Here is a 20,025-nt window from a genome sequence, read left to right on the forward strand (position 1 = left end):
CTACTCGCAGACGATCCCGTCCCCGTCGCCGTCCCGGTACCAGTCGTACTCGGGGTCGACGCCCTCGTAATACGGGCCGTACCCGGCCGGCAGGTCCTTGCAGTAGGGGTAGCGCTCGTCCACCGCATCGTCCGAGGTCTCGGCAGGGGCCATCGTCTTCTCGGCGACGGTCTCCTCGACGGGCTCGCTCTGCCCGCCGAGGTTCGTCGCGACGACGGGCTGGTCGCCGGGCCCCGGCAGCGGGTAGTCGGGGCAGGACTCGAGCACGTCGAGCATCGCGTCCTGCTCGGCCTGCGTCACCCACACCCCGTACTTCGCCTTCACCGCGATCTGGCGGGCGACGTACTCGCAGCGATACGACTTGTTCGACGGCAGCCAGGTCGCGGCGTCGGCGTCGCCCTTCTGCCGGTTCGCGGCGGCCTCGACGGGCTCCAGGTTGAGCGGGTCGTTCGCGAACGCGACGCGCTTGGCGAACTTCCACTTCTGCGCGCCCTTCTGCCAGGCGTCGGACAGTGCGACCATGTGGTCGATGTCGACCTCGCTCGCACCGCCGTACTCGAACACGATCGCGGTGCCCGTGTACGGGTCGTCGAGCGTGCCCGACAGCACCTTGCACGAGCCCGACATCTCCTTGTCCGTCAGCCGCAGCCGCAGCATGTCGTTCCTGGTGTCGCAGCCGTTGGAGTCCACGTCGATCCACCCGGACCCGAACTGGTCGCGCGAGTACCCGGTCTTCGCCGCGCGGCCCTTCACCGTGAGCTCGAGGGCGGCGTCCTGCGCGGTGCCGAACTCAGGCTCCTCCGTCTCGACCGCCGCGGCGGTCGAGGGCTCGGGCGAGGAGGACGGCGTGGACGATGCGCTCGCAGCGGCGGTCGGCTCCTCGCCGAGCGTCTCGCTCGGGCTGGGCGACGCCGACGCGGTGGCCGACGCGGTGACCGACACGGACGGCGACGCCGACCCGTCGGCGACCGTCGCATCGTCCTGGTCCCCGGGGAGGTTGCTCGCGAGGAGGACGAGCGCCGCGGTGACGCCCGCGACGATCAGCTTGGTGATGGGGGAGACGCCCTTGCGGAGGAGCAGCAGGACGACGCCGGGGATGACGCACATGAGGAAGCCGAGGATGATCATCGGCCAGCTCAGCCACCAGGGGTTCGCGGATCCGGCGGCCATCAGGCTTTCCTGGTCGTGGGCGCGGGCGCACCTGCATCGTTGCTCATGCTCATCCCCTCAGCGGTCTCAGCGGCGGGAATGATTGTAGGCGGGGAAAGAGGAAAGCCTCGACGCCTTGCGGCGCCGAGGCTTGATTCCTCCATGCGAGCGGGTGACGGGAATCGAACCCGCACCATCAGTTTGGAAGACTGAGGCTCTACCATTGAGCTACACCCGCACTGCCTTGACCTGGCCGTCGCATGTCCGACCGCGACCTCGGCGCGTACTAGAGTAGCGGAGCCTGGCGGGTGCTGGGTAATCCCGCGCGCAGCGCGGACGGGGTGTGGCGCAGCTTGGTAGCGCATCTGCTTTGGGAGCAGAGGGCCGCAGGTTCAAATCCTGTCACCCCGACTCTGGGGCCCCGGGCGCGCCAGTGGGCCATGAGTGTCGGGATCTGGACGTCCGGCGGCACCGATGGGCTACCAGGGCGCGTGGCCAGGGCGATGCTGTGCTCGGCTCAGCGCCCGGGCACAGGTCCCGTGTGAACCGCGCTCACGAGCGCGTCCGCAGTGGACGACGGATCGGCGCCCGCCTGGATCGCCTTCGCCGCCGCGCCGAGCATGCCGCCGATGAGCGTCATCGCGATCTCGGGATCGGCGGCGCCGCCGTCGCGCACGGCCGTCGCGAGGGGCTCCATCTGCTCGCGATGAAGGGCGTCGATGCGCTCAAGGGTCTCGGGAGGCAGCGTGGCGGGGTCGATCGCGTCGAACATGCGATGCGACGAGCCCGAGGCGAGATCGAGGCTCGCGCGGAGGTAGGCGTCGAGCCTGTCCGAAGGCGAGTCGGCCCGGCCGATCGCCGCGAGGATCTCCGCGTTGGCGCGCTCGAAGGCGTCCTCGATGATCGCGGCGACGAGCGATGCGGTGGAAGGAAAGTACTGGTAGACGCTGGATCGGGCGATCCCTGCCGCCTTCCCCACCGCGCCCGGGGTGACCGCGTCGGGGCCCTCGGATGCCAGGAGCGAACGCCCGGCTTCGAGCAGGGCGGCGCGGCGCAGGGCGTGGTGCTCGGCGACCGTGGCGGCCTCGATCCGTGGCACGGCGGCCTCCCCTCTCGCATTGCTTGCCGACAGACGTGTCGATAAGATGCCGACATGACTGTCGATAAGGATATCGCGGAGTCCCCGAACCCCGCCGGGTCTCGTCGTTGGTGGGCCCTCGCCGCCGTCGCGCTGGGCGTCTCGCTCATCATCATGGACGCCACGGTCGTCAACGTGGCGCTGCCGGTCGTCATCGAGGACATCGGCCTCACCGCGACCCAGGCCGAGTGGATGAACGCGGTCTACTCGCTCATGCTCGCCGCGCTCCTGCTCACCACCGGACGCGCGGGGGACCTCTGGGGTCGGCGCCGTCTGCTGCTGGTCGGCATGGGCGTCTTCATCGTCGCCAGCGTGGCCGCCGGCTCAGTGGACAGCGGCGGCGCGCTGATCGCCGCGCGCCTGGTCCAGGGCGTCGGCGCGGCGATGATCCTGCCCGCGACGCTGTCGACGGTCAACGCGATCTTCTCCGGCCGCGAGCGGGCGATCGCCTTCGCCGTCTGGGGCTCGACCATCGGCGGCATGGCCGCTGTCGGCCCGCTCGTCGGCGGGTGGCTGACCACGGACGTGACGTGGCGCTGGGCGTTCTGGCTCAACGTGCCCGTCGGCATCGCCGTCCTCGCGCTCGTGATCTGGGCCGTGCCGGAGACCCGCGACCCCGGCGAGCATCGCTCCATCGACGTGCGCGGCGCAGCGCTGTCGACGCTCGGCATGGGGGCGATCGTCTTCGCGCTGATCGAGGGCGGCCAGTACGGCTGGTGGCTTCAGGACTCGGGCACCATCTCGCCAGTTCCGATCGCGATGGCCGCGGGGCTCTCCCTCATGGCACTGTTCGTCGTCGACCAGCTCCGACGTCAGCGCGCCGGCCGACCCGTCCTCGTCGACCTCACCCTGCTGCGGCTGAGGTCCTTCCGCTACGGCTCGATCGCCGCGCTCGTGGTCGCGCTCGGCGAGTTCGGCCTGCTCTTCACGCTGCCGCTGCTGCTTCAGAACGCGCTCGGCTACTCCGCGCTCGGAACGGGATGGCTCGTGCTGTTCCTCGCGATCGGCACGTTCCTCATCTCGGGTGCGACGCCGCAGCTCACCGCGCGGCTCGGCGCCCGCGCCGTGGTCCGCATCGGCCTCGCGTGCGAGGCGATCGCCGTCGGCGGGCTCGCGCTGACACTGTCCGCGGACATCGGCGGCGTGGCCATCGCCTCCTGGCTGTTCCTCTACGGCGCGGGCGTCGGCATGGCGACCGCACAGCTCACGAACGTCATCCTCACCGACGTGCCCGTCGCGGAGTCGGGCCAGGCCTCGGGGCTGCAGAGCACCTTCCGTCAGCTCGGCTCGGCGCTCGGCGTCGCGATCCTCGGCACGCTGCTCGTCGTGAGCCTCGGGACGTCCACGGACACCCACCTGGCGGATGCCGGCGTCCCGGACGATGCGCGGCCCGCGATCGTCGAGTCGGTCCGCCACTCCGCTGGTGCCGTCATCCCGTCCCTCCAGGCCGACGCGTCCACCGAGGCCGCGGGTGATGCCGCCGCGGACGGCATGATCACGGCCTCGCGGATCACGACGGGGGTCGCCTCGGCCATCATCCTGATCGGGCTCGCCGCGACGCTCGCCCTGCCCGCGCCCCGCAGGCGCGAGGACGACGAGCAGGACGAGTCCGACGTCGAGGTGGACGCCGCCTAGCTGTAGAAGGGCGCTCCGCCGCCGATCCTCACCGCGGTGTAGAAGGTCGATGCGCCGGCGTCGCACGCCACCTGCTCGGCGGGCGGGACGGTGTCGCAGATCGCGAGCATGTTGCGCTTGAAGTCGGCGTCGATCGCGGCGCGGTCCGCGTCTGTCGGCGAGAGCCGCTCGTTGCCGAGCTTCAGGTAGCCGTAGTCGTGCAGGACGCACGCGAGGAAGAACGTGTCGCTCAGGTCGTCAAGGGCCGGGAGCAGCCCATCGATCTCGGCCGGGACGCTGCATCCGTCCGACGCGGCGATCATCGCGGGGGTCGGGGCGAGGTCCATCGCGTCGTACACCGCGGCGATGTCGGCGGCGTCGCTCGGATCCGCGATGGGCTCCGGGAGCGTCACGAGCCCGGACGACTTGATGCGCCAGCCGCTGATCAGCGTCACGGTGACGCCGCGGATCGCGGTGCCGTAGCCCGCCTCGACCCGAACGGGCCCCGACGCGTCGTCACATCGGACGGTCTTCGTCTGGTTCGCTCCGGAGACCACCGACAGCGTCACCCGGACCGTGCACCGGTCGGCCGCGGACAGATCCAGGACCACCTCGGCGCCCCATCCATCGCGCGTGGCGGTGTACGCCACCGTGTCGTGGTTCGCGGAGACAACCCCAGACTTCGACTCAGCCGCGGGTGCGGCCGCGGAGGCGGACGGCGCCGCCGCCACGGCTGCGGCGAGAGCGAGCAGCAGGGTCAGGGCGAGCGCCACGAGCGGTCGGCGCGCGGGCAGGGACGATGCGGGGGCTGGCTGGGACATCGTTGTCTCCTTGGGAAAGGGGCGACCGGGGATGCGCCCTCCCGTGCAATGTATGTCCGGCCTGCTCATCCCGCACGACAGTGGCACAAGGTGTCCCGAGCGCGACGATGCCCGGGCCTGACCCGGCCCGGGCATCGTCCATGTGCGCGCATCGCCCCGCTGGCGCATCGTCTCCGCGAGGCGGCCAGGGTCAGGGGACCGTGTGCCCCGCCGCCCGGAACATCTCGTACCACTCGGCGCGCGACAGGTGGATGTCGGCCCCCTTCGCGGCGGCCTCGACGCGGGCGGGAGTGGTCGTGCCGAGCACGACCTGCATCTGCGCGGGGTGACGGGTGATCCAGGCGGTGGCGATCGCCTCGACCGGCACCTCGTACTTCCACGCGAGCTTGTCGATCACGGCGTTGAGCTCGGCGTACTTCTCGTTGCCGAGGAACGGGCCGTCGAAGAATCGCGCTTGGAAAGGCGACCACGCCTGGATGGTGATGTCGTTGAGGCGGCAGTAGTCGACGATGCCGTTGTCGCGGTCGATCGACTGGTCCAGGTCGAGCATGTTGGACGCGATCGCGCTCGCGATCACCGGGGAGTGCGTGACCGACAGCTGGATCTGGTTCGCGACGAGCGGCTGCTTCACCGAGCGCTTGAGCAGCTCGATCTGATTGGGCGTGTGATTCGAGACGCCGAAGTTCTTGACCTTGCCCGCGTGGTGCAGCTCGTCGAACGCGCGCGCGACCTCGTCGGGCTCCATGAGCGCGTCAGGGCGGTGCAGCAGCAGGATGTCGAGGTAGTCGGTGCCGAGCGCCTCGAGCGACGCGTTGACGGACTCGATGATGTGCTCGTACGAGAAGTCGAAGTACGGTCCAGGCTGGCGGATGCCGCACTTGGACTGGATCGTGACGGCCTCGCGCTCCGAGGGGGTGAGCTGGAGGGCCTCCGCGAAGCGGCGCTCGCACCCGTGATACGGCGGGCCGTACAGGTCGGCGTGATCGAAGAAGTCGATGCCGGCATCCCTGGCCGCGCTCACGAGCGCTCTGATCTCGTCGTCCGTCTTCTCCACGATGCGCATGAGGCCGAGGACGACCGCGGGGGCGGTGATCTCGGTGCCGGGCATGGTGAACGTCTTCATCGTCGATCCTTCCAGGTCTCACGCCGCGGCGGCGTCGCCGGGCACGCTCTCCAATCTAGGCCCATCCGGCCGCTGAGGGTCTTCCGCGAGTGCCGCTCGGGCCGCGTCGCGGACCGTTTCTGACACACGACGGTGACGCGAGCCGGCGTGTCGCGCGCGACACGCCGCAGCTGCCCTGCGCGCTGTGTCAGGAAGTGTCCGCGGAGGCGTGCGGAGGCGCGCGGAGGGGCGCGGAGGGGCGCGGAGGCGTGCGGAGGGGCGCGGAGGGGCGCGGAGGCGTGCGGAGGGGCGCGGAGGCGTGCGCGTCAGACGAGCAGCACGACGAGCGCGCCCGTCGCCGCGAGGCCGACGATCCCGAGCGGCACCCCGACGCGGACCATGTCCATGGTCGAGACCTTGCCCGTGGAGTACGCGAGCGAGTTCGGGGGAGTGGACACCGGCAGCGCCATCGCGAGCGAGCATGCGAACGTCGTCATGATGAGGGCCGGCAGCGCGCCGCCGACCTCCTGGAGCGCGGGCAGTGACGCCCCCATCGCGGCCACGAGCGGCAGCAGGAGCGCCGCGGTCGCGGTGTTGGAGATCACGGTGCTCATCGCCCACGCGACCAGCCCCACCGCGACGACGACGGCGACGCCCGACATCGCGTGGAACGGCACCATGTCGACGAGCGCGGCGCTGAGCCCCGTGTCGAACATCGCGTTGCCGAGGACGACGCCGCCGGCCACGAGCCACAGCACCTCCCAGTTGAGCTCCCTGAGGTCCACCGCGGTCATGACCCCGGTGAGGAGGAGCACTGCGATCGGGAGGATCGCCACGACCGAGGAGGTCACGCCGTGCCAGCCGCTCGTAAGCCACAGCAGCACCGTGACCGCGAAGGTGGCGTACGTGATGTAGGCCCGGGGCGAGCGCTCCCAGGAGGCGTCGATGCGCAGTGCGACGTGCGTGGTCCCCGACCGGAACCGCCACCCGAGCATCGCCCAGGCGACGACCAGCATGAGGATCACAAACGGCACCGCGAACAGCATCCAGCCGCCGAAGGTGATCGGGTCGACTCCTACGCGGTTGCCGGGTCCCAGGTAGTTGACGGCGAGCGCGTTCGGGGGCGTGCCGATGGGCGTGCCGATGCCGCCGATGTTCGCGCCGACCGGGATGGCCAGGACGAGGGCGCGTCGGGCGCGGTCGCCGGCCTCCATGCTCGCGATGACGGGAGCCGCGACGGCGAGCATCATCGCGGCGGTCGCCGTGTTGGACATGAACATGCTGAACAGCGCCGTGATCGCCATGAGCGCGAGCACGACCATCGGCGTGCGCGTGCCGAAGGGCTTGAGGATGATCCGCGCGAGGTTCTTGTCGAGCTTGTACTTCGTGGCCGACGCGGCGAGGAAGAAGCCGCCGAGAAACAAGATGATCACGGGGTCGGCGAAGCCCGCGAGGATGTCGACGTGGCTGAGCGCCTCGCCGTCGCCGTCGGCGACGGCCCACCAGCGCGGCGTCTCGTCCGAGATGAGCATGAGCTGTGCGGCGATGACCGTGATCGACGTCGCGTAGATCGGGAACGGCTCGAGCACCCACGCGAGCACCGCGAACACGAAGATCGCGAGGAGACGATGCTGGACCTCGTCGAGGCCCGCGAAGGCCGGGACCGCGAGGATCGCCACCGGGACGAGGAAGACGACCGCCACACGCCACCACCGCGCCAGCAGGCTTCTCCGTGCCATCGTCGCTCCTCGTTGAGCCCTGCCTCCCCTGGGCACCAGGTCTATCGGAAGTCCGGGAGCGGCGCACCTTCTGCGCCCTGCGCGTCCCGCGTCGTCCCTGGATCATGTCCCATCCGAGTGAGGCTATTGACATTAGCCATAAGGCTATGGAGCATAGCCATATGACCGAGGAAGCAGTCCCCACCCTGTATCTCGACCGACCCGACGGCCGAGTCGCCTACGACGTGCGAGGCTCCGGCCCGCTCGTGGTGCTCGCGCCCGGCATGGGCGAGCTGCGCCGCACCTACCGCTTCGTCGCCCCCGCGCTCGCGGACGCGGGCTGGACCGTGGCCGCCGCGGACCTGCGTGGCCATGGCGACAGCGACGCGACCTTCGACGTCTACGGCGACGAACCCACCGCCGATGACCTCATCGCGCTGATCGAGCACCTCGGAGGGCCCGCGCTCGTCGTCGGCAACTCGATGTCCGCGGGCTCCGCGGTGATCGTCGCCGCGCGTCGGCCCGAGCTCGTGTCCGGACTCGCCCTGCTGGGGCCGTTCGTGCGGGACCGGCCCGGCGGTGCTGCGGCCCGCATGATGTTCCGGGCCCTCATGCTGCGCCCTTGGGCGGTGCCCGTGTGGAAGACCTATCTGCCGTCGCTGTACGAGGGCGCCAAGCCCGTGGACTTCGACCAGCATCGTCGCCTGGTCGCCGACGCGCTGAGGCGCCCCGGCGCCGCGAACGCGTTCGTCCGCACGACTCGGACGTCGCACGCGCTGTCCGAGTCACTCCTGGACCGCGTCGAGGCGCCGGCCCTCGTCGTGATGGGGGACAAGGACCCCGACTTCCCTGACCCTCGCGCCGAGGCCGCGTGGATCGCGCGCGCCCTCTCCGGCGAGGCGGTCGTCGTCCCCGACGCGGGCCACTACCCGCAGGCCCAGCAGCCCGAGGCGACGCTCGACGCGCTCCTCACCTTCGCCGAGGGGGTGAGGGACGATGCCGCGCGCGGGGCTTGATCGACCTTCCGTGGTCGCGGCGGCGGTCGCGATGGTCGACGAGCTCGGGGCAGAGTCCCTCACCCTCGCACTCCTTGCCGGGCGGCTCGGCGTCAAGGCGCCGTCCCTGTACAAGCACGTCGACGGGCTCGCCGACCTCCGGGCGGCCGTGACGGTCGAGTCCAAGCGCGAGCTCGCGGGGGTGCTCGAGCGCGCCGCAGTCGGACACGGGGGCGCGGAGGCCATCGTCGCGCTCGCGGACGCGTACCGCGCGTGGGCGAAGGCGCATCCCGGGCGCTATCCCATGACGATCGTCGCCGAGCGCGCGGACGACGCCGAGGACATCGCCGCATCGTCCCGGCTGTACGCCGTCGTAGCCGGTGCGCTCCGCGCGCTGCGACTGGACGGGGAGGACGAGGTCGACGCGATTCGCGCGCTGCGCGCCTCGCTCCACGGATTCGTGGGCCTCGAGGCGGCGGGGGCCTTCGGTCTCCCGGACGATGTGGACCGCAGCTTCGCGCTCATGGTCGCCGACGTGGTCGCGGGGCTCGAGCGTAGGGCCGCGAAAGACGGAACGCCCGCCGGCTGACAGCCGGCGGGCGCCCTTCACAGATGCGGCGGAGGCGTCAGCTGATCGCCTCAGTGGCCGCGCGCTCGATCGCGAGACCCGCGCGGTACTGGGCCAGCCAGGCGTCGTATCCGGCCACGTCGGAAGCGTCGGGAGCGACCGTGTCGAGCGTCGCGTCGGCGAAGACCTCGTCGTTCAGGTACGCGCCCAGGCCGGCGTCGCCGCCCTTGCGCAGGTACTCGGCGAGCACCGCGATGCCCCAGGCGCCGCCCTCGGAGGCGGTGTCGCCCACGGACACGGGAGCGTTGATCGCCGCAGCGAGGAGGCGCTGGGCGACGCCAGCGGTACGGAACATGCCGCCGTGCGCGAACATCGAGTCGAGCTTCACGCCCTCGTCGTGCAGGACCTTCATGCCGAGGCTGAGCGTGCCGAAGGCCCCGTACAGCTGCGTGCGCATGAAGTTCGCGAGCGTGAGGCGGCTGCCGGGGGTGCGCACGAACAGCGGGCGGCCCTCGGCCATCCCGGTGATCGGCTCGCCGGACAGGTAGTTGTAGGCCAGCAGCCCGCCGCCGTCGGCCTCGCCCTCGAGCGCGGCCGCGAACAGCGCGCCGAACACGGCGTCCGAGCCGCCCTCGACCCCCATCGCGGTCGCGAACTCGGTGAACACCGAGGCCCACGTGCCGAGCTCGCTCGCACCGTTGTTGCAGTGCACCATCGCGACCAGGTCGCCGCCGGGCGTCGTGACGATGTCGAGCTCCTCGTGGACCGAGTCGAGCGGGTGCTCGAGGACGACCATCGCGAAGATCGAGGTGCCGGCGGAGATGTTGCCGGTGCGCGGCGCGACCGCGTTGGTCGCGACCATGCCGGTGCCCGCGTCGCCCTCGGGCGGCGCCACGGGGGCGCCCGCCTGGAGCTCGCCCGTCGGGTCGAGCAGCAGCGCGCCCTCGGGGGTCAGCGATCCTGCGTCGGCGCCAGCGACGATCGACTCGGGCAGCATGGCCGTGATGTCCATGCCGGGACGACGCTCGGCCACGAGCTCCTTGAAGCGGGCGAGCATCGTCGCGTCGTAGTCACGCGTGGCGGGGTCGATCGGGAACATGCCCGACGCGTCGCCCACGCCCAGCACCTTGCGGCCCGTGACCTTCCAGTGCACATAGCCCGCGAGCGTCGTGAAGAAGTCGAGGTCCGCGACGTGCGGCTCCTCGTCGATGATCGCCTGGAAGACGTGCGAGGCGGACCAGCGCAGCGGGAAGTTGAAGCCCAGCTCCTCGGTCAGCGCGGCCGCGGCGGCCTCGGTGTTGGTGTTGCGCCACGTGCGGAACGGGGTGAGCAGCGTCCCGGCCTCGTCGAAGGCGAGGTAGCCGTGCATCATCGCGGAGAAGCCGAGCGCGCCGACCTGCGTGAGCGCGACGCCGTGAGCGGTGGAGACCTCCGCCTTGAGCGCGGCGATGCTCGCCTGGAGTCCTGCCCAGATCGCGTCCTCCGAGTAGGTCCAGAGGCGGTCCACGAACTGGTTCTCCCACTCGTGGCTGCCCGTCGCGAGCACCTCGTGGTCCGGGCCGATCAGGCACGCCTTGATGCGCGTGGACCCGAGCTCGATGCCGAGCGAGGTCTGGCCGGTGGTGATTGCGGTGGCTGCGTCGATCGCGTGCTTCGCCATCGGTTCTCCAACTCCTTCGTCGTGCGTCCGCCCCGTTGCGGGCGCGCAATGTGAACGTTCGACATCACTGTACGGGTTGCGCCTGCGCCCCGACGACCGCCGAAGGTCCCCCAGTCATCGTGCCAGAAGGCGTGGGCGCGCGCGTGGGAATGCGGCGTTCGTCCCCGTGGGTGCGCTTACCTGCGATGTGATGGCATTCGGTGCTGGATAAATAGTTTGAATATCGCTAAGTTCATCGGGTGATCCCCGTGAAGCGCATCTCGCGCACCCTTGCCGCCTCTGCGGTCGTCCTCGTCCTTGCAGCTATGCCAGCCGCCGCCACCGAGGTCGACGTCTCCGACACCCCGTCCGACACGATCATCGTCGACCGCACGTCGGTCGACCGCGCACTCGAGGTCGACACCGTCGGCATCGTCCAGTCGGCCTCGGTGACGATCGACTTCCAGAAGATCGACGGCGACAACTGCCCCGTGCCCGAGACCGGCACGCCCTACGACGACGAGATCGTCTTCGGCCTCACGTCGCCGACGGGCACGACCGTCGCGCTCCTCGAGGAGGACACCTACGACACCAACGACACGACCGCCGGGCGTGTTCAGATGACGTTCCAGGATGGCGGCGCCGCCTTCGGATCCGCGCCGGCCACCGGCGTCTACGCGCCCGTCGAGCCGCTGTCGGTGCTGGCCGGCGAGCAGGCCGAGGGCACGTGGACCGTCACCGTCGCCGACACCGCGGGCGGCGACGTCCTGTGCTACTACGGCGCCACGCTGTCGCTCGAGGTACTGGCAGCTCCGGTGCTCGCGGGCACCGCGGTCGCTGACGGGGTCCTCGGCGCCGCCTACGACGAGACCCTGGCCCTCGCCAGCACGAGCGACGCGGCTGACTCGTACGCGATCGCGACCGGTGCCCTGCCCGACGGGCTCACGTTCGACACCGCCACCGGCGAGATCTCCGGCACGCCCACCGAGACAGGCGACTTCGCCTTCTCCGTCACCGCGACGAACGCCGTGGGCACGAGCGCCGCGGTCGACTATGTGCTCACGATCGGATCGGCTCCGACCATCTCCGCGACGGGCGCGCTGACCCTCACGCTCGGCAAGGCCTTCGAATACCTGCCGACGATCGTGGCGGGCTACCCCGCTGACCTCACGGTCTCGCTCGCGTCCGGCAAGCTTCCGAGCGGACTCACGCTCGACGCGGTCACCGGCGCGCTCTCGGGCACCGCGAGCGTGGCCGGCGTCTACCCGATCACGCTCAGCGTCACCAACGGTGTGGGGGAGGCCGCCGAGGTGGAGCTGTCGCTCACCGTCGTTGACGACGCCGCGCTCGCCGATTCGAGCGACTCGGACGACTCGACCGCCGACGCTGCATCCACGGAGGATGACGCCGCCGTCACGGAGACGGCGTCCACGACGACGACCTCCGCCACCTCGGCCACGTCGGCCACCGCCACCGAGCTCGCGGAGACCGGAGCGCTCGACGGCTGGCAGCCGCTCGCCGCGGGGGCCGCCGCGCTGATGGCGCTGGGAGCCGCGCTCGTCGCGCGCCGCCGCGCTGTCCGCTGACGCGGGCGCGCACGCCTGACGACAGACGGGGCCGGCCCGGGGAGGATCCTCGGGCCGGCCCCGTCGTCTGTGCGTTCGGCGACTGCGTGGGCGTCTCCTCGCCGCGCGGTCCGCGTGGGTCGGGCGGGTGCTAGGCGAGCAGCGCCGCCGTCATCGACGCGACCGCGATGAGCGGGAAGGTGCCCTGCGAGGCGGCGGCTCGCGCGTACGCGCGGGACCTCGTGACGAGCACGATCGCCGCCGCGAGCATCGATCCGGTGCCTGCCAGGATCAAGGCCGCCCCCGCATCGTCCTGGCCCGACAGGAGCAGGACGATGCCGACGGCCGTCACGATCGCGAGGAACAGGTTGTAGAAGCCCTGGTTGTAGGCGAGCTCCCGGGTCTGCTCGGCCTCCTCGACCGACGCCATGCCGAACACCTTGCGGGCGCGCGGCCCGGTCCAGGCGATCGACTCGAGGACGAAGATGTAGACGTGCAGCAGCGCCGCGAGCGCGGCGGTCACGAGGGCGAGGGCGGTCACGGGGGGTCCTTGCGAGAGACGATGCGCGACCGGGCGGCCGCGCCAGTGCAAGGCGTCGGCCGCCCGAGGTATTCCCGCTCCCTCGAGCGCTCCGTCAGACGGCGTCGCCGACGCTGATCGCCTCGGCCTCGAGCTCGAAGGGCTCGGGCTCGACGCCGTCGACCCGCGCGAGCAGCGGACGGCCCGCGAGGATCACCGCGGAGGCGCCCAGCACCGCGAGCGCGGCGACCGCGTACGCGAGCCAGTCGCCGGCAAGGGCCGCGAGCCATGCGGCCAGCGGGGGAGCGGCCGCGCCGCCCAGGAACCGCACCGACGAGTACGAGGACGAGGCGACGGAGCGGGGCAGGTCCGTGACCTCCATGACCGACTCGGTGAAGACCGTGTTGAGCACGCCGAGCAGGAGGCCGCCCACGACCACGACCGCGACGAGCGCCGCGGCGTTCGCGACCACGACCGCGCCGACGGCGAGGTCGAGCGCGAGGAGGGCAAGCGTCGTCGACAGCACGAGCGTGCGCGGGAAGCGCGCCGTGAGGAGCGGCGCGACCAGCACCGACGTGATCGCGAGGCCGACTCCCCAGCCGAAGAACGTGAGCCCGAGCCCGATCTCGCCGAAGCCGAGGGGGAAGGGCGAGTACGCGAGCAGGGTGAAGAAGCCGATGTTGTAGAGCACCGCGGCGATCGCGAGGAGGCGCAGGCCCGGGTGGGCGAGCGCCTTGAAGGGGGCCGAGAGCGGGACGCGGACGCGCGGGGCGCCGTCTCCCTTGAGAAGCACGACGAGGCCGATGAAGCCGACCGCCATGAGGACCGCCGTGCCGAAGAACGGCGCGCGCCAGCTCACGGTGCCGAGCGCACCGCCGAGCAGCGGGCCGATCGCGATGCCGAGGCCGAGAGCGGCCTCGTACAGGATGATCGCGTTGGCCGCGCCTCCCGAGGCGGCTCCGACGATCGTCGCCAGCGCTGTTGAGATGAAGAGCGCGTTGCCGAGGCCCCAGCCTGCGCGCAGGCCGATGATCTCGCCGACCGTGTCCGAGGATCCTGCGAGGGCCGCGAACAGCACCACGAGCGCGAGGCCCGTGAGCAGGGTGGCGCGGGCGCCGATGCGCCCCGACACCCAGCTCGTGAACATCATCGCGATGCCGGTGACGAGCAGGTAGCTCGTGAACAGCAGCTCCGCCTGGGCGGGGGTCGCATTCAGCTCCTCGCTGATGGCGGGGAGGATCGGGTCCACGAGGCCGATGCCCATGAAGGCGATGACGCTCGCGAAGGCGACGGCCCAGACGGCCTTGGGCTGGTGAAGGATGCTTCCTTCTGGTGAGGCGTGACTCAACGGGGGCTCCTGTCGATCGAGGCGAGGATCGCGACGGTGCGGGCCAGCGCGGCCCAGTCGTCGTCGGAGAGCTCGCCGAGCATGGGGGACAGCGCGTCGGACAGATCCCGACGCCATGAGTCGACCGACGCGCGGCCGGCCGGGGTGAGGGAGATGCGGGTGGCTCGGCCGTCCTCGGGATCCGGGGAGCGGACGACGAGCCCCTCGCCTTCGAGCGCGTGCACGGCCTGGGTGACGGCCGGCTGGGCGAGGCGCAGCTGCACGGCGATCTCGCCGACGCGGTGGTCGCCGTCCCTGGCCAGCAGGGCGAGCAGGGTGCGGTGCGACGACGGGACGATGCTGCCGGTCGCCGTGCCGGCGATCCGAGTGACGCGGTGCGCCTGGGCGAGGAGGTCCTCGAGCGTCGTCCTACGATTACTTTCCATCACGTGAATATATAAGCAGTATATGTAAAGATTGACAAGTGTCCACCTGCAAGGATGGTGCCATGCCCGTCTCGCAGCTCCGTCGCGCGGTCCTGGCCGTCGCGCTCATCAACCTCGCCTATGCGGTCGTCGAGTTCACAGTCGCGAGGCTCATCGGGTCGGTGTCGCTCACGGCGGACTCGATCGACTTCCTCGAGGACGCGATCCTCAACCTCCTGATCTTCTTCGCGGCCGCGTGGTCGGCGCAGCGGCGCGCCCGCATCGGTCACCTGCTCGCGCTCGTGATCCTGGTGCCCGCCGTCACGACCGTCGTGACCGCGATCATCAAGATCCTCGACCCCACGCGTCCCGAGACGATCCCCCTCACCGTGACCGCGTTCGGCGCGCTGCTCGCCAACCTCGCCGCCGCCTCGATCCTCGTGCGGCATCGCCACCACGGCGGATCGCTCGCCCGGGCAGCGTGGCTGTCCGCGCGCAACGACGCGCTCGCGAACGTCGCGGTGATCGGGGCCGCGCTTGTCGCTCTCGTCTGGGTCTCGGGCTGGCCGGACATCATCGTCGGCCTCGGGATCGGAGCGCTCAACGCCGACGCCGGGATGAAGGTATGGCGCACCGCCTCCAAGGAGAGGCTCGAGGCGAAGCAGGCCGAGGCGTAATGCGGGCCGAGGTGTAACGCGGCGCGGGCCGCGCCTCGTGCCCGCCCGGCGCCCCGCATCGTCCCTGCCTCCGCGTCCCCGCCGGACCCCCGCATCGTCCCCGCCTCCGCGTCCCCGCGTGTCAGCCGAGGGCGAACCGGTCGCCTCTCGATTGGGGCGATGCGCCTATCCCTTATAGGATTGCGGGGTTGCCCGTGCGCGGGCCCGCCCGGCACCCGGGTCATATCCCACCCACTCAGGAGTTTTTCAGTGACCAGCGCCCTCGAGAAGATCGACGACACGACCGTCAAGCTGACGGTCACCCTGACCGAGGAGGACCTCAAGCCCTCGCTCGACCACGCCTACCAGCACGTGGGCGAGCAGGTGACCATCCCCGGCTTCCGCAAGGGCAAGGTCCCCCCGCGCATCCTTGAGCAGCGCGTCGGCAAGGGCGCCATCATCGAGCACGCGGTCAACGATGGACTGCCCGGCTGGTACTCCGCCGCGGTCGAGGAGCAGGGCCTGCGCCCCTTCGGCCAGCCCGAGGTCGAGATCACCAAGATCCCCGGCGCCGTCGAGGGCGACGAGGGCCTCGAGTTCATCGCGACCGTCGAGGTCCGCCCCGAGATCGAGCTGCCCGCCGCCGACTCGCTGACCATCACCGTCGAGCCCATCGAGGTCTCCGACGAGGACGTCGCCGAGCGCCTCGACAACCTCCGCGAGCGCTTCGGCTCGCTCAAGAGCGTCGACCGCCCCGCCGCGGACCGCGACTTCGTGACCATCGACCTCGACGCGGTCGTCGACGGCAACGACGTCGACTCCGTGCAGGGCACCTCGTACCAGATCGGCGAGGGCAACATGCTCGAGGGCCTCGACGAGGCCGTCACCGGCCTGTCCGCCGGCGAGGAGACCACGTACGAGGGCCCGCTCGCCGCGGGTGAGTACGCGGGCCAGACCGCGACCATCACCGTCAAGGTCACCGCCGTCAAGGAGCGCGAGCTCCCCGAGGCCGACGACGACTTCGCGCAGCTCGCCTCCGAGTTCGACACGATCGAGGAGCTCAAGGCCGACCTGGTCGAGCAGACCAAGCGCATCAAGACCAACAACCAGGCCATGGAGGCCCGCGAGAAGCTCCTCGAGGTCCTCATGGAGGCCACCGGCGAGTTCGCCGTCCCCGCCAAGGTCATCGAGAACGAGGTCCACCAGCACCTCGAGAACGAGAGCCGCCTCGAGGACGACGAGCACCGCGCCGAGGTCACCGAGGAGGCGCACACCGCGCTGCGCACCCAGATCCTGCTCGACACGCTCGCCGACGACCTGGACATCCAGGTCGAGCAGCAGGAGCTCCTCGACTACCTTCTGAACGCGTCGCGCCAGTACGGCATGGACCCGGGCACGTTCATCCAGCAGATCGAGCAGGCCGGTCAGATCCCCGCGATCGTCGCCGAGGTCGCCCGCTCGAAGGCCACCGCGTTCGCGCTGCGCCGCGCCACCGTCGTCGACACCGCCGGTGCCGCCGTCGACCTCTCTCCCGTCATCGGCTCGCTCGAGGACGAGAACAAGGAGGAGATCGACGTCGAGGCCGCCGCCGCGATGGTCGCCGAGGCCGCCGGTGCGGTCGAGGCCGACGCTGAGGCCGCTGACGAGGCCGACGCCAAGTAACCCCTCTTCACGCACGAGGCCCCCGTACTCCTCAAGGGAGGACGGGGGCCTCGTGCTGTGTCGGAGCCCGTGGGGCCTACCTGGCCGGCGCGAAGACGATCCTCAGCATGAAGGCCGCGAACATGACGACGACATAGAGGCTCGCCGCGAGCAGCAGATAGCTCAGGATCAGGCCGACGACAGCGACCGCGCGATTCGTCGGCCGGCCCCGCTTGATGCCGTACAAGGCTCGATGACCCTGCACGATGCCCATGACCGCGGAGCCGAGCGCGAGCCCGAACATGAGTCCACCCGCGCCGAAGCTGACGGCCGCCGACAGGCCGACGCAGCCCGCGCTCACGAGCCCGTAGACGAGCGAGGAGGTAGCACGCCGGTCCCTGAACGCTCGCGTCGGCGCGGGCCACCGCAAGCCGGACGGTCTCTCACGCGCGTCGCTCATGGACCCCTCCGCAGGTCTCTCGCGTCCCTGCCTGACGCGGACGGCTCATGCCGAGAGACTACTGGCGGTGGTCGTCTTGCCTGGGGAGTCGCGAGTCGGAAGCCGGGCGCCAGGCGGCCTGGGGGTCAGACGGCCTGGGATCAGGCCGCCGTGGCCTCGAGACTTGAGAGCACCTCGGGGTCGCACCAGGACGCGGGGTTGTCGCCGCCGCACTCGTTCGCCAGGTAGCCGACGACCACGAAGAGCATGATCAGCCCGATCGCTGCGGCCACGACGATGACGTAGCTGAGCACCAGGCCGGCGAGGCTCATGCCCGCGTTGTCGGCCTCGCCGCGACGCGCGGCCGCGCGGCCCATGTGACCGAACACGATTCCGGCGAGCGCCGTGACACCCGTGAACAGGCCGAGGAGGCCCATGACGAGCGCGGTGATGCCCATCCAGTTCTTCTCGGTGCCGTACCGCGGACCCGCGGGCGGCTGAGCGTAGGGTTGCTGCATCGGGTACTGCTGCTGCGTGTACTGCTGGTTCTGCGGCTGGCCCTGGTAGGGCGGCATCGCGTACTGCTGGCCCTGCTGCGCGGCGTCGGGCTGCGGCTGCTGCGCGGCTCCCGAATCCTCCGGCCGGCTCTGGAACGGGTCCTGAGGTGTGCTGGACATGATGCCCTCCTGGCGTTCGTCGTCTGTCCTGCTCCTGACGCTACTCAGGGGCGGCGCGCCCCGCATCGTCCATGCGCCCGATTGCGCGGCCCGAGGGATCGGGGAACGCCCCGAAGGGCGCGTCAACCGAGCCCGGGGTGGAGGACCAGCGCGACCACCGACGGCCCGAGCAACCACGCCACCGCGCCGAGCCCCGCGGCGCCCAGGACCACCGCCGCGTAGCCGAGCGCGGCGCACCCGGCATCGTCCCGCGCGGCCGCGCGCACTCCCATGACGCCCAGCGCCACCGCGCCCACGGACATGAGAGGAGCGATGTACAGCAGCGGCCCCACGGGAATTCCGGCGAGCGCGAGCGCGAAGCCCAGGACGTTGATCCACGAGCAGCTCTCGCGCCGCGTCGCGGGCGCGGCGCCGCGCGCGACCGAGCCCCCGATCGTCGCATCGTCCTGCTCGTCGTCATGGGCGCGAAGGCGCGCCGAGGCGTCCGTGAACATCGTGATCCCCCTTGATGGTGCGTCGACCGCCCCCAGCCGTCGACGGATCGACCCTACCCCTTCTGTCATGGAGTGTCCGATGGCTGTTCACCCCGTAGCGAAAAGGCGCGCTTTCCGGCATGACTTGTCAGTCCGCGCCGTTAGGTTTGACGCAAGACCTGAGAAGGAAGGACCGGCGTGAACGAGATCACCGCACGCTCCGAGGGCATGGGGATGGCGCTCAACGACTCCATCTTCAACCGCCTGCTGCGGGAGCGGATCATCTGGCTGGGCGACGAGGTGCGCGACGACAACGCGAACGCCATCTGCGCGCAGATGATGCTCCTCGCTGCTGAGGACCCGGACAAGGACATCTACCTGTACATCAACAGCCCCGGTGGCTCGATCACCGCGGGCATGGCGATCTACGACACCATGCAGTACATCAAGCCCGACGTCGCGACCGTCGCGATGGGCATGGCCGCGTCGATGGGGCAGTTCCTGCTCTCGTCGGGCGCGCCCGGCAAGCGCTACGCGACCCCGCACGCCCGCGTCATGATGCACCAGCCCTCGGGCGGCATCTACGGCACGGCGACGGACATCCGCATCAACGCCGAGCTGATCATGCACATGAAGAAGACGCTCGCGTCGCTGACGGCGGAGCAGACGGGCAAGACGCTCGAGCAGATCACCAAGGACGCGGACCGCGACCGATGGTTCACCGCGGAGCAGGCGCTCGAGTACGGCTTCGTCGACAAGGTCATCAAGCACGCCGCTGAGGCGGGCGACTCTTCCCAGGGAGGCAAGGCGTGAGCAGCTCCGAGTACCAGGCGATCCAGGCCGCGGGACGCACCGCGGGCACGCTGGGCAACGTGGCCGGCTTCGGAGGCGCGGCGGGTGTTGGCGGGACTGCACCGGCCGGCCCCGACTCGCGCTACATCCTGCCCCAGTTCGAGGAGCGGACGGCCTACGGCTTCAAGCGCCAGGACCCCTACGCCAAGCTGTTCGAGGACCGCATCGTGTTCCTCGGCGTCCAGATCGACGATGCGTCGGCCGACGACGTGATGGCGCAGCTCCTCGTGCTCGAGTCCCAGGACCCCGACCGCGACATCAAGATCTACATCAACTCGCCCGGTGGATCGCAGACCGCGCTCACCGCGATCTACGACACCATGCAGTACGTGAAGCCGCACATCCAGACGGTGTGCCTCGGCCAGGCCGCCTCCGCGGCCGCCGTGCTGCTCGCGGCGGGTCAGCCCGGCCAGCGCCTCGCGCTGCCCAACGCCCGCGTCATGATCCACCAGCCGCGCATCGAGGGCGGCTCGCGTGCGCAGGCCTCGGACATCGAGATCTACGCCGAGGAGATCCTGCGGATGCGCGAGTGGCTCGAGAACACCCTCGCGCTGCACTCGGGCCAGACGCCCGAGAAGGTGCGCGAGGACATCGAGCGCGACACCTTCCTGTCGGCGCAGGAGTCCAAGGAGTACGGACTCGTCGATGAGGTGCTGGAGTCGCGCAAGTCACAGGCGCTCTCAGCGAAGGCCTGACCGCCGATAGG

Annotated in this window: 20 protein-coding genes and 2 tRNA genes; 9 read left to right on the top strand and 13 right to left on the bottom strand. The window is 70.7% G+C overall.

What is annotated here, in order from left to right; all coding sequences use genetic code 11:
* Together AOP78_RS07255 and AOP78_RS07260 are read right to left on the bottom strand one after the other, a co-directional pair.
* Positions 1-1,170, bottom strand: coding sequence for a GmrSD restriction endonuclease domain-containing protein (locus AOP78_RS07255; RefSeq protein WP_201774761.1), 1,170 nt, complete (start codon positions 1,168-1,170; stop codon positions 1-3).
* Positions 1,171-1,316: 146 nt separating this feature from the next.
* Positions 1,317-1,387, bottom strand: a tRNA-Gly gene (locus tag AOP78_RS07260).
* A 99-nt stretch (positions 1,388-1,486) separates the two neighbouring features.
* Between AOP78_RS07260 and AOP78_RS07265 the strand changes: the two genes are divergently transcribed.
* Positions 1,487-1,560, top strand: a tRNA-Pro gene (locus AOP78_RS07265).
* Positions 1,561-1,666: 106 nt separating this feature from the next.
* On the opposite strand, the gene AOP78_RS07270 is transcribed toward AOP78_RS07265, so the two are convergent.
* Complete coding sequence (locus tag AOP78_RS07270) at positions 1,667-2,248, bottom strand: TetR/AcrR family transcriptional regulator (RefSeq protein WP_062202743.1); 582 nt, start codon at positions 2,246-2,248, stop codon at positions 1,667-1,669.
* A gap of 54 nt (positions 2,249-2,302) precedes the next feature.
* Between AOP78_RS07270 and AOP78_RS07275 the strand changes: the two genes are divergently transcribed.
* Positions 2,303-3,922 (top strand): MFS transporter, encoded by a 1,620-nt coding sequence (locus tag AOP78_RS07275; protein WP_062202745.1) that lies wholly within the window; start codon positions 2,303-2,305, stop codon positions 3,920-3,922.
* Here the strand turns inward: AOP78_RS07275 and AOP78_RS07280 are convergent.
* The 3 genes from AOP78_RS07280 to AOP78_RS07290 all read right to left on the bottom strand — a co-directional run bounded on the left by AOP78_RS07280 (position 3,919) and on the right by AOP78_RS07290 (position 7,563).
* Positions 3,919-4,722 carry a phospholipase A2 gene (locus AOP78_RS07280; protein WP_062202747.1) on the bottom strand — a complete coding sequence of 268 codons (804 nt, stop codon included), beginning with the start codon at positions 4,720-4,722 and terminating at the stop codon, positions 3,919-3,921. The two genes, AOP78_RS07275 and AOP78_RS07280, sit on opposite strands and share 4 nt — an antisense overlap.
* Positions 4,723-4,912: 190 nt before the next feature.
* Positions 4,913-5,845, bottom strand: a complete 933-nt coding sequence (locus tag AOP78_RS07285; protein WP_062202749.1) for an aldo/keto reductase — start codon at positions 5,843-5,845, stop codon at positions 4,913-4,915.
* A 305-nt stretch (positions 5,846-6,150) separates the two neighbouring features.
* Positions 6,151-7,563 carry an SLC13 family permease gene (locus AOP78_RS07290; protein WP_083979913.1) on the bottom strand — a complete coding sequence of 471 codons (1,413 nt, stop codon included), beginning with the start codon at positions 7,561-7,563 and terminating at the stop codon, positions 6,151-6,153.
* A gap of 161 nt (positions 7,564-7,724) precedes the next feature.
* On the opposite strand from AOP78_RS07290, the gene AOP78_RS07295 reads away from it, so the two are divergent.
* Together AOP78_RS07295 and AOP78_RS07300 are read left to right on the top strand one after the other, a co-directional pair.
* On the top strand, positions 7,725-8,558 hold the full coding sequence (locus tag AOP78_RS07295) for an alpha/beta fold hydrolase (protein ID WP_236685326.1): 834 nt from the start codon (positions 7,725-7,727) through the stop codon (positions 8,556-8,558).
* 10 nt (positions 8,559-8,568) lie between these two features.
* Entirely contained in the window at positions 8,569-9,126 is a 558-nt protein-coding gene (locus AOP78_RS07300; protein ID WP_236685327.1) for a TetR/AcrR family transcriptional regulator, read from the top strand.
* A gap of 37 nt (positions 9,127-9,163) precedes the next feature.
* Here AOP78_RS07300 and AOP78_RS07305 read toward each other — a convergent pair whose 3' ends face one another.
* On the bottom strand, positions 9,164-10,765 hold the full coding sequence (locus AOP78_RS07305) for a xylulokinase (RefSeq protein WP_062202759.1): 1,602 nt from the start codon (positions 10,763-10,765) through the stop codon (positions 9,164-9,166).
* A gap of 239 nt (positions 10,766-11,004) precedes the next feature.
* On the opposite strand from AOP78_RS07305, the gene AOP78_RS07310 reads away from it, so the two are divergent.
* Entirely contained in the window at positions 11,005-12,330 is a 1,326-nt protein-coding gene (locus AOP78_RS07310; protein WP_062202761.1) for a putative Ig domain-containing protein, read from the top strand.
* 130 nt (positions 12,331-12,460) lie between these two features.
* Here the strand turns inward: AOP78_RS07310 and AOP78_RS07315 are convergent, their stop codons facing one another.
* The 3 genes from AOP78_RS07315 to AOP78_RS15475 form a co-directional block, all read right to left on the bottom strand.
* Positions 12,461-12,850, bottom strand: a complete 390-nt coding sequence (locus tag AOP78_RS07315) for a DUF1304 domain-containing protein (protein WP_062202763.1) — start codon at positions 12,848-12,850, stop codon at positions 12,461-12,463.
* 94 nt (positions 12,851-12,944) lie between these two features.
* A complete protein-coding gene (locus tag AOP78_RS07320; protein ID WP_062202766.1) occupies positions 12,945-14,177 on the bottom strand; it encodes an MFS transporter in 1,233 nt (410 codons plus the stop codon).
* Positions 14,174-14,602 (bottom strand): MarR family winged helix-turn-helix transcriptional regulator, encoded by a 429-nt coding sequence (locus AOP78_RS15475; protein ID WP_062202768.1) that lies wholly within the window; start codon positions 14,600-14,602, stop codon positions 14,174-14,176. Before AOP78_RS15475 ends, AOP78_RS07320 begins: the two co-directional genes overlap by 4 nt.
* Positions 14,603-14,664: 62 nt before the next feature.
* Between AOP78_RS15475 and AOP78_RS07330 the strand changes: the two genes are divergently transcribed.
* Both AOP78_RS07330 and tig read left to right on the top strand, forming a co-directional pair.
* Positions 14,665-15,258, top strand: coding sequence for a cation efflux transmembrane domain-containing protein (locus AOP78_RS07330; RefSeq protein WP_062202771.1), 594 nt, complete (start codon positions 14,665-14,667; stop codon positions 15,256-15,258).
* 249 nt (positions 15,259-15,507) lie between these two features.
* Positions 15,508-16,899 (top strand): trigger factor, encoded by a 1,392-nt coding sequence (gene tig, locus AOP78_RS07335; RefSeq protein ID WP_062202773.1) that lies wholly within the window; start codon positions 15,508-15,510, stop codon positions 16,897-16,899.
* A 76-nt stretch (positions 16,900-16,975) separates the two neighbouring features.
* Here the strand turns inward: tig and AOP78_RS07340 are convergent, their stop codons facing one another.
* From AOP78_RS07340 to AOP78_RS07350, 3 genes are all read right to left on the bottom strand, one after another.
* Complete coding sequence (locus AOP78_RS07340) at positions 16,976-17,338, bottom strand: hypothetical protein (protein ID WP_062202775.1); 363 nt, start codon at positions 17,336-17,338, stop codon at positions 16,976-16,978.
* 140 nt (positions 17,339-17,478) lie between these two features.
* On the bottom strand, positions 17,479-17,994 hold the full coding sequence (locus AOP78_RS07345) for a DUF4190 domain-containing protein (RefSeq protein ID WP_062202777.1): 516 nt from the start codon (positions 17,992-17,994) through the stop codon (positions 17,479-17,481).
* A 122-nt stretch (positions 17,995-18,116) separates the two neighbouring features.
* Positions 18,117-18,488: a hypothetical protein gene (locus AOP78_RS07350; protein ID WP_062202779.1), complete on the bottom strand. Its 372-nt coding sequence runs from the start codon at positions 18,486-18,488 to the stop codon at positions 18,117-18,119.
* Positions 18,489-18,695: 207 nt separating this feature from the next.
* Here AOP78_RS07350 and AOP78_RS07355 point away from each other — a divergent pair, with 207 nt between their 5' ends.
* Both AOP78_RS07355 and AOP78_RS07360 read left to right on the top strand, forming a co-directional pair.
* Positions 18,696-19,280: an ATP-dependent Clp protease proteolytic subunit gene (locus tag AOP78_RS07355; RefSeq protein ID WP_062203242.1), complete on the top strand. Its 585-nt coding sequence runs from the start codon at positions 18,696-18,698 to the stop codon at positions 19,278-19,280.
* A 50-nt stretch (positions 19,281-19,330) separates the two neighbouring features.
* Positions 19,331-20,014, top strand: coding sequence for an ATP-dependent Clp protease proteolytic subunit (locus tag AOP78_RS07360; RefSeq protein ID WP_062203244.1), 684 nt, complete (start codon positions 19,331-19,333; stop codon positions 20,012-20,014).
* Positions 20,015-20,025 lie beyond the last annotated feature (11 nt).

The sequence above is a fragment of the Demequina salsinemoris genome, from assembly GCF_000974805.1.
Taxonomy (GTDB): Bacteria; Actinomycetota; Actinomycetes; order Actinomycetales; family Demequinaceae; genus Demequina; species Demequina salsinemoris.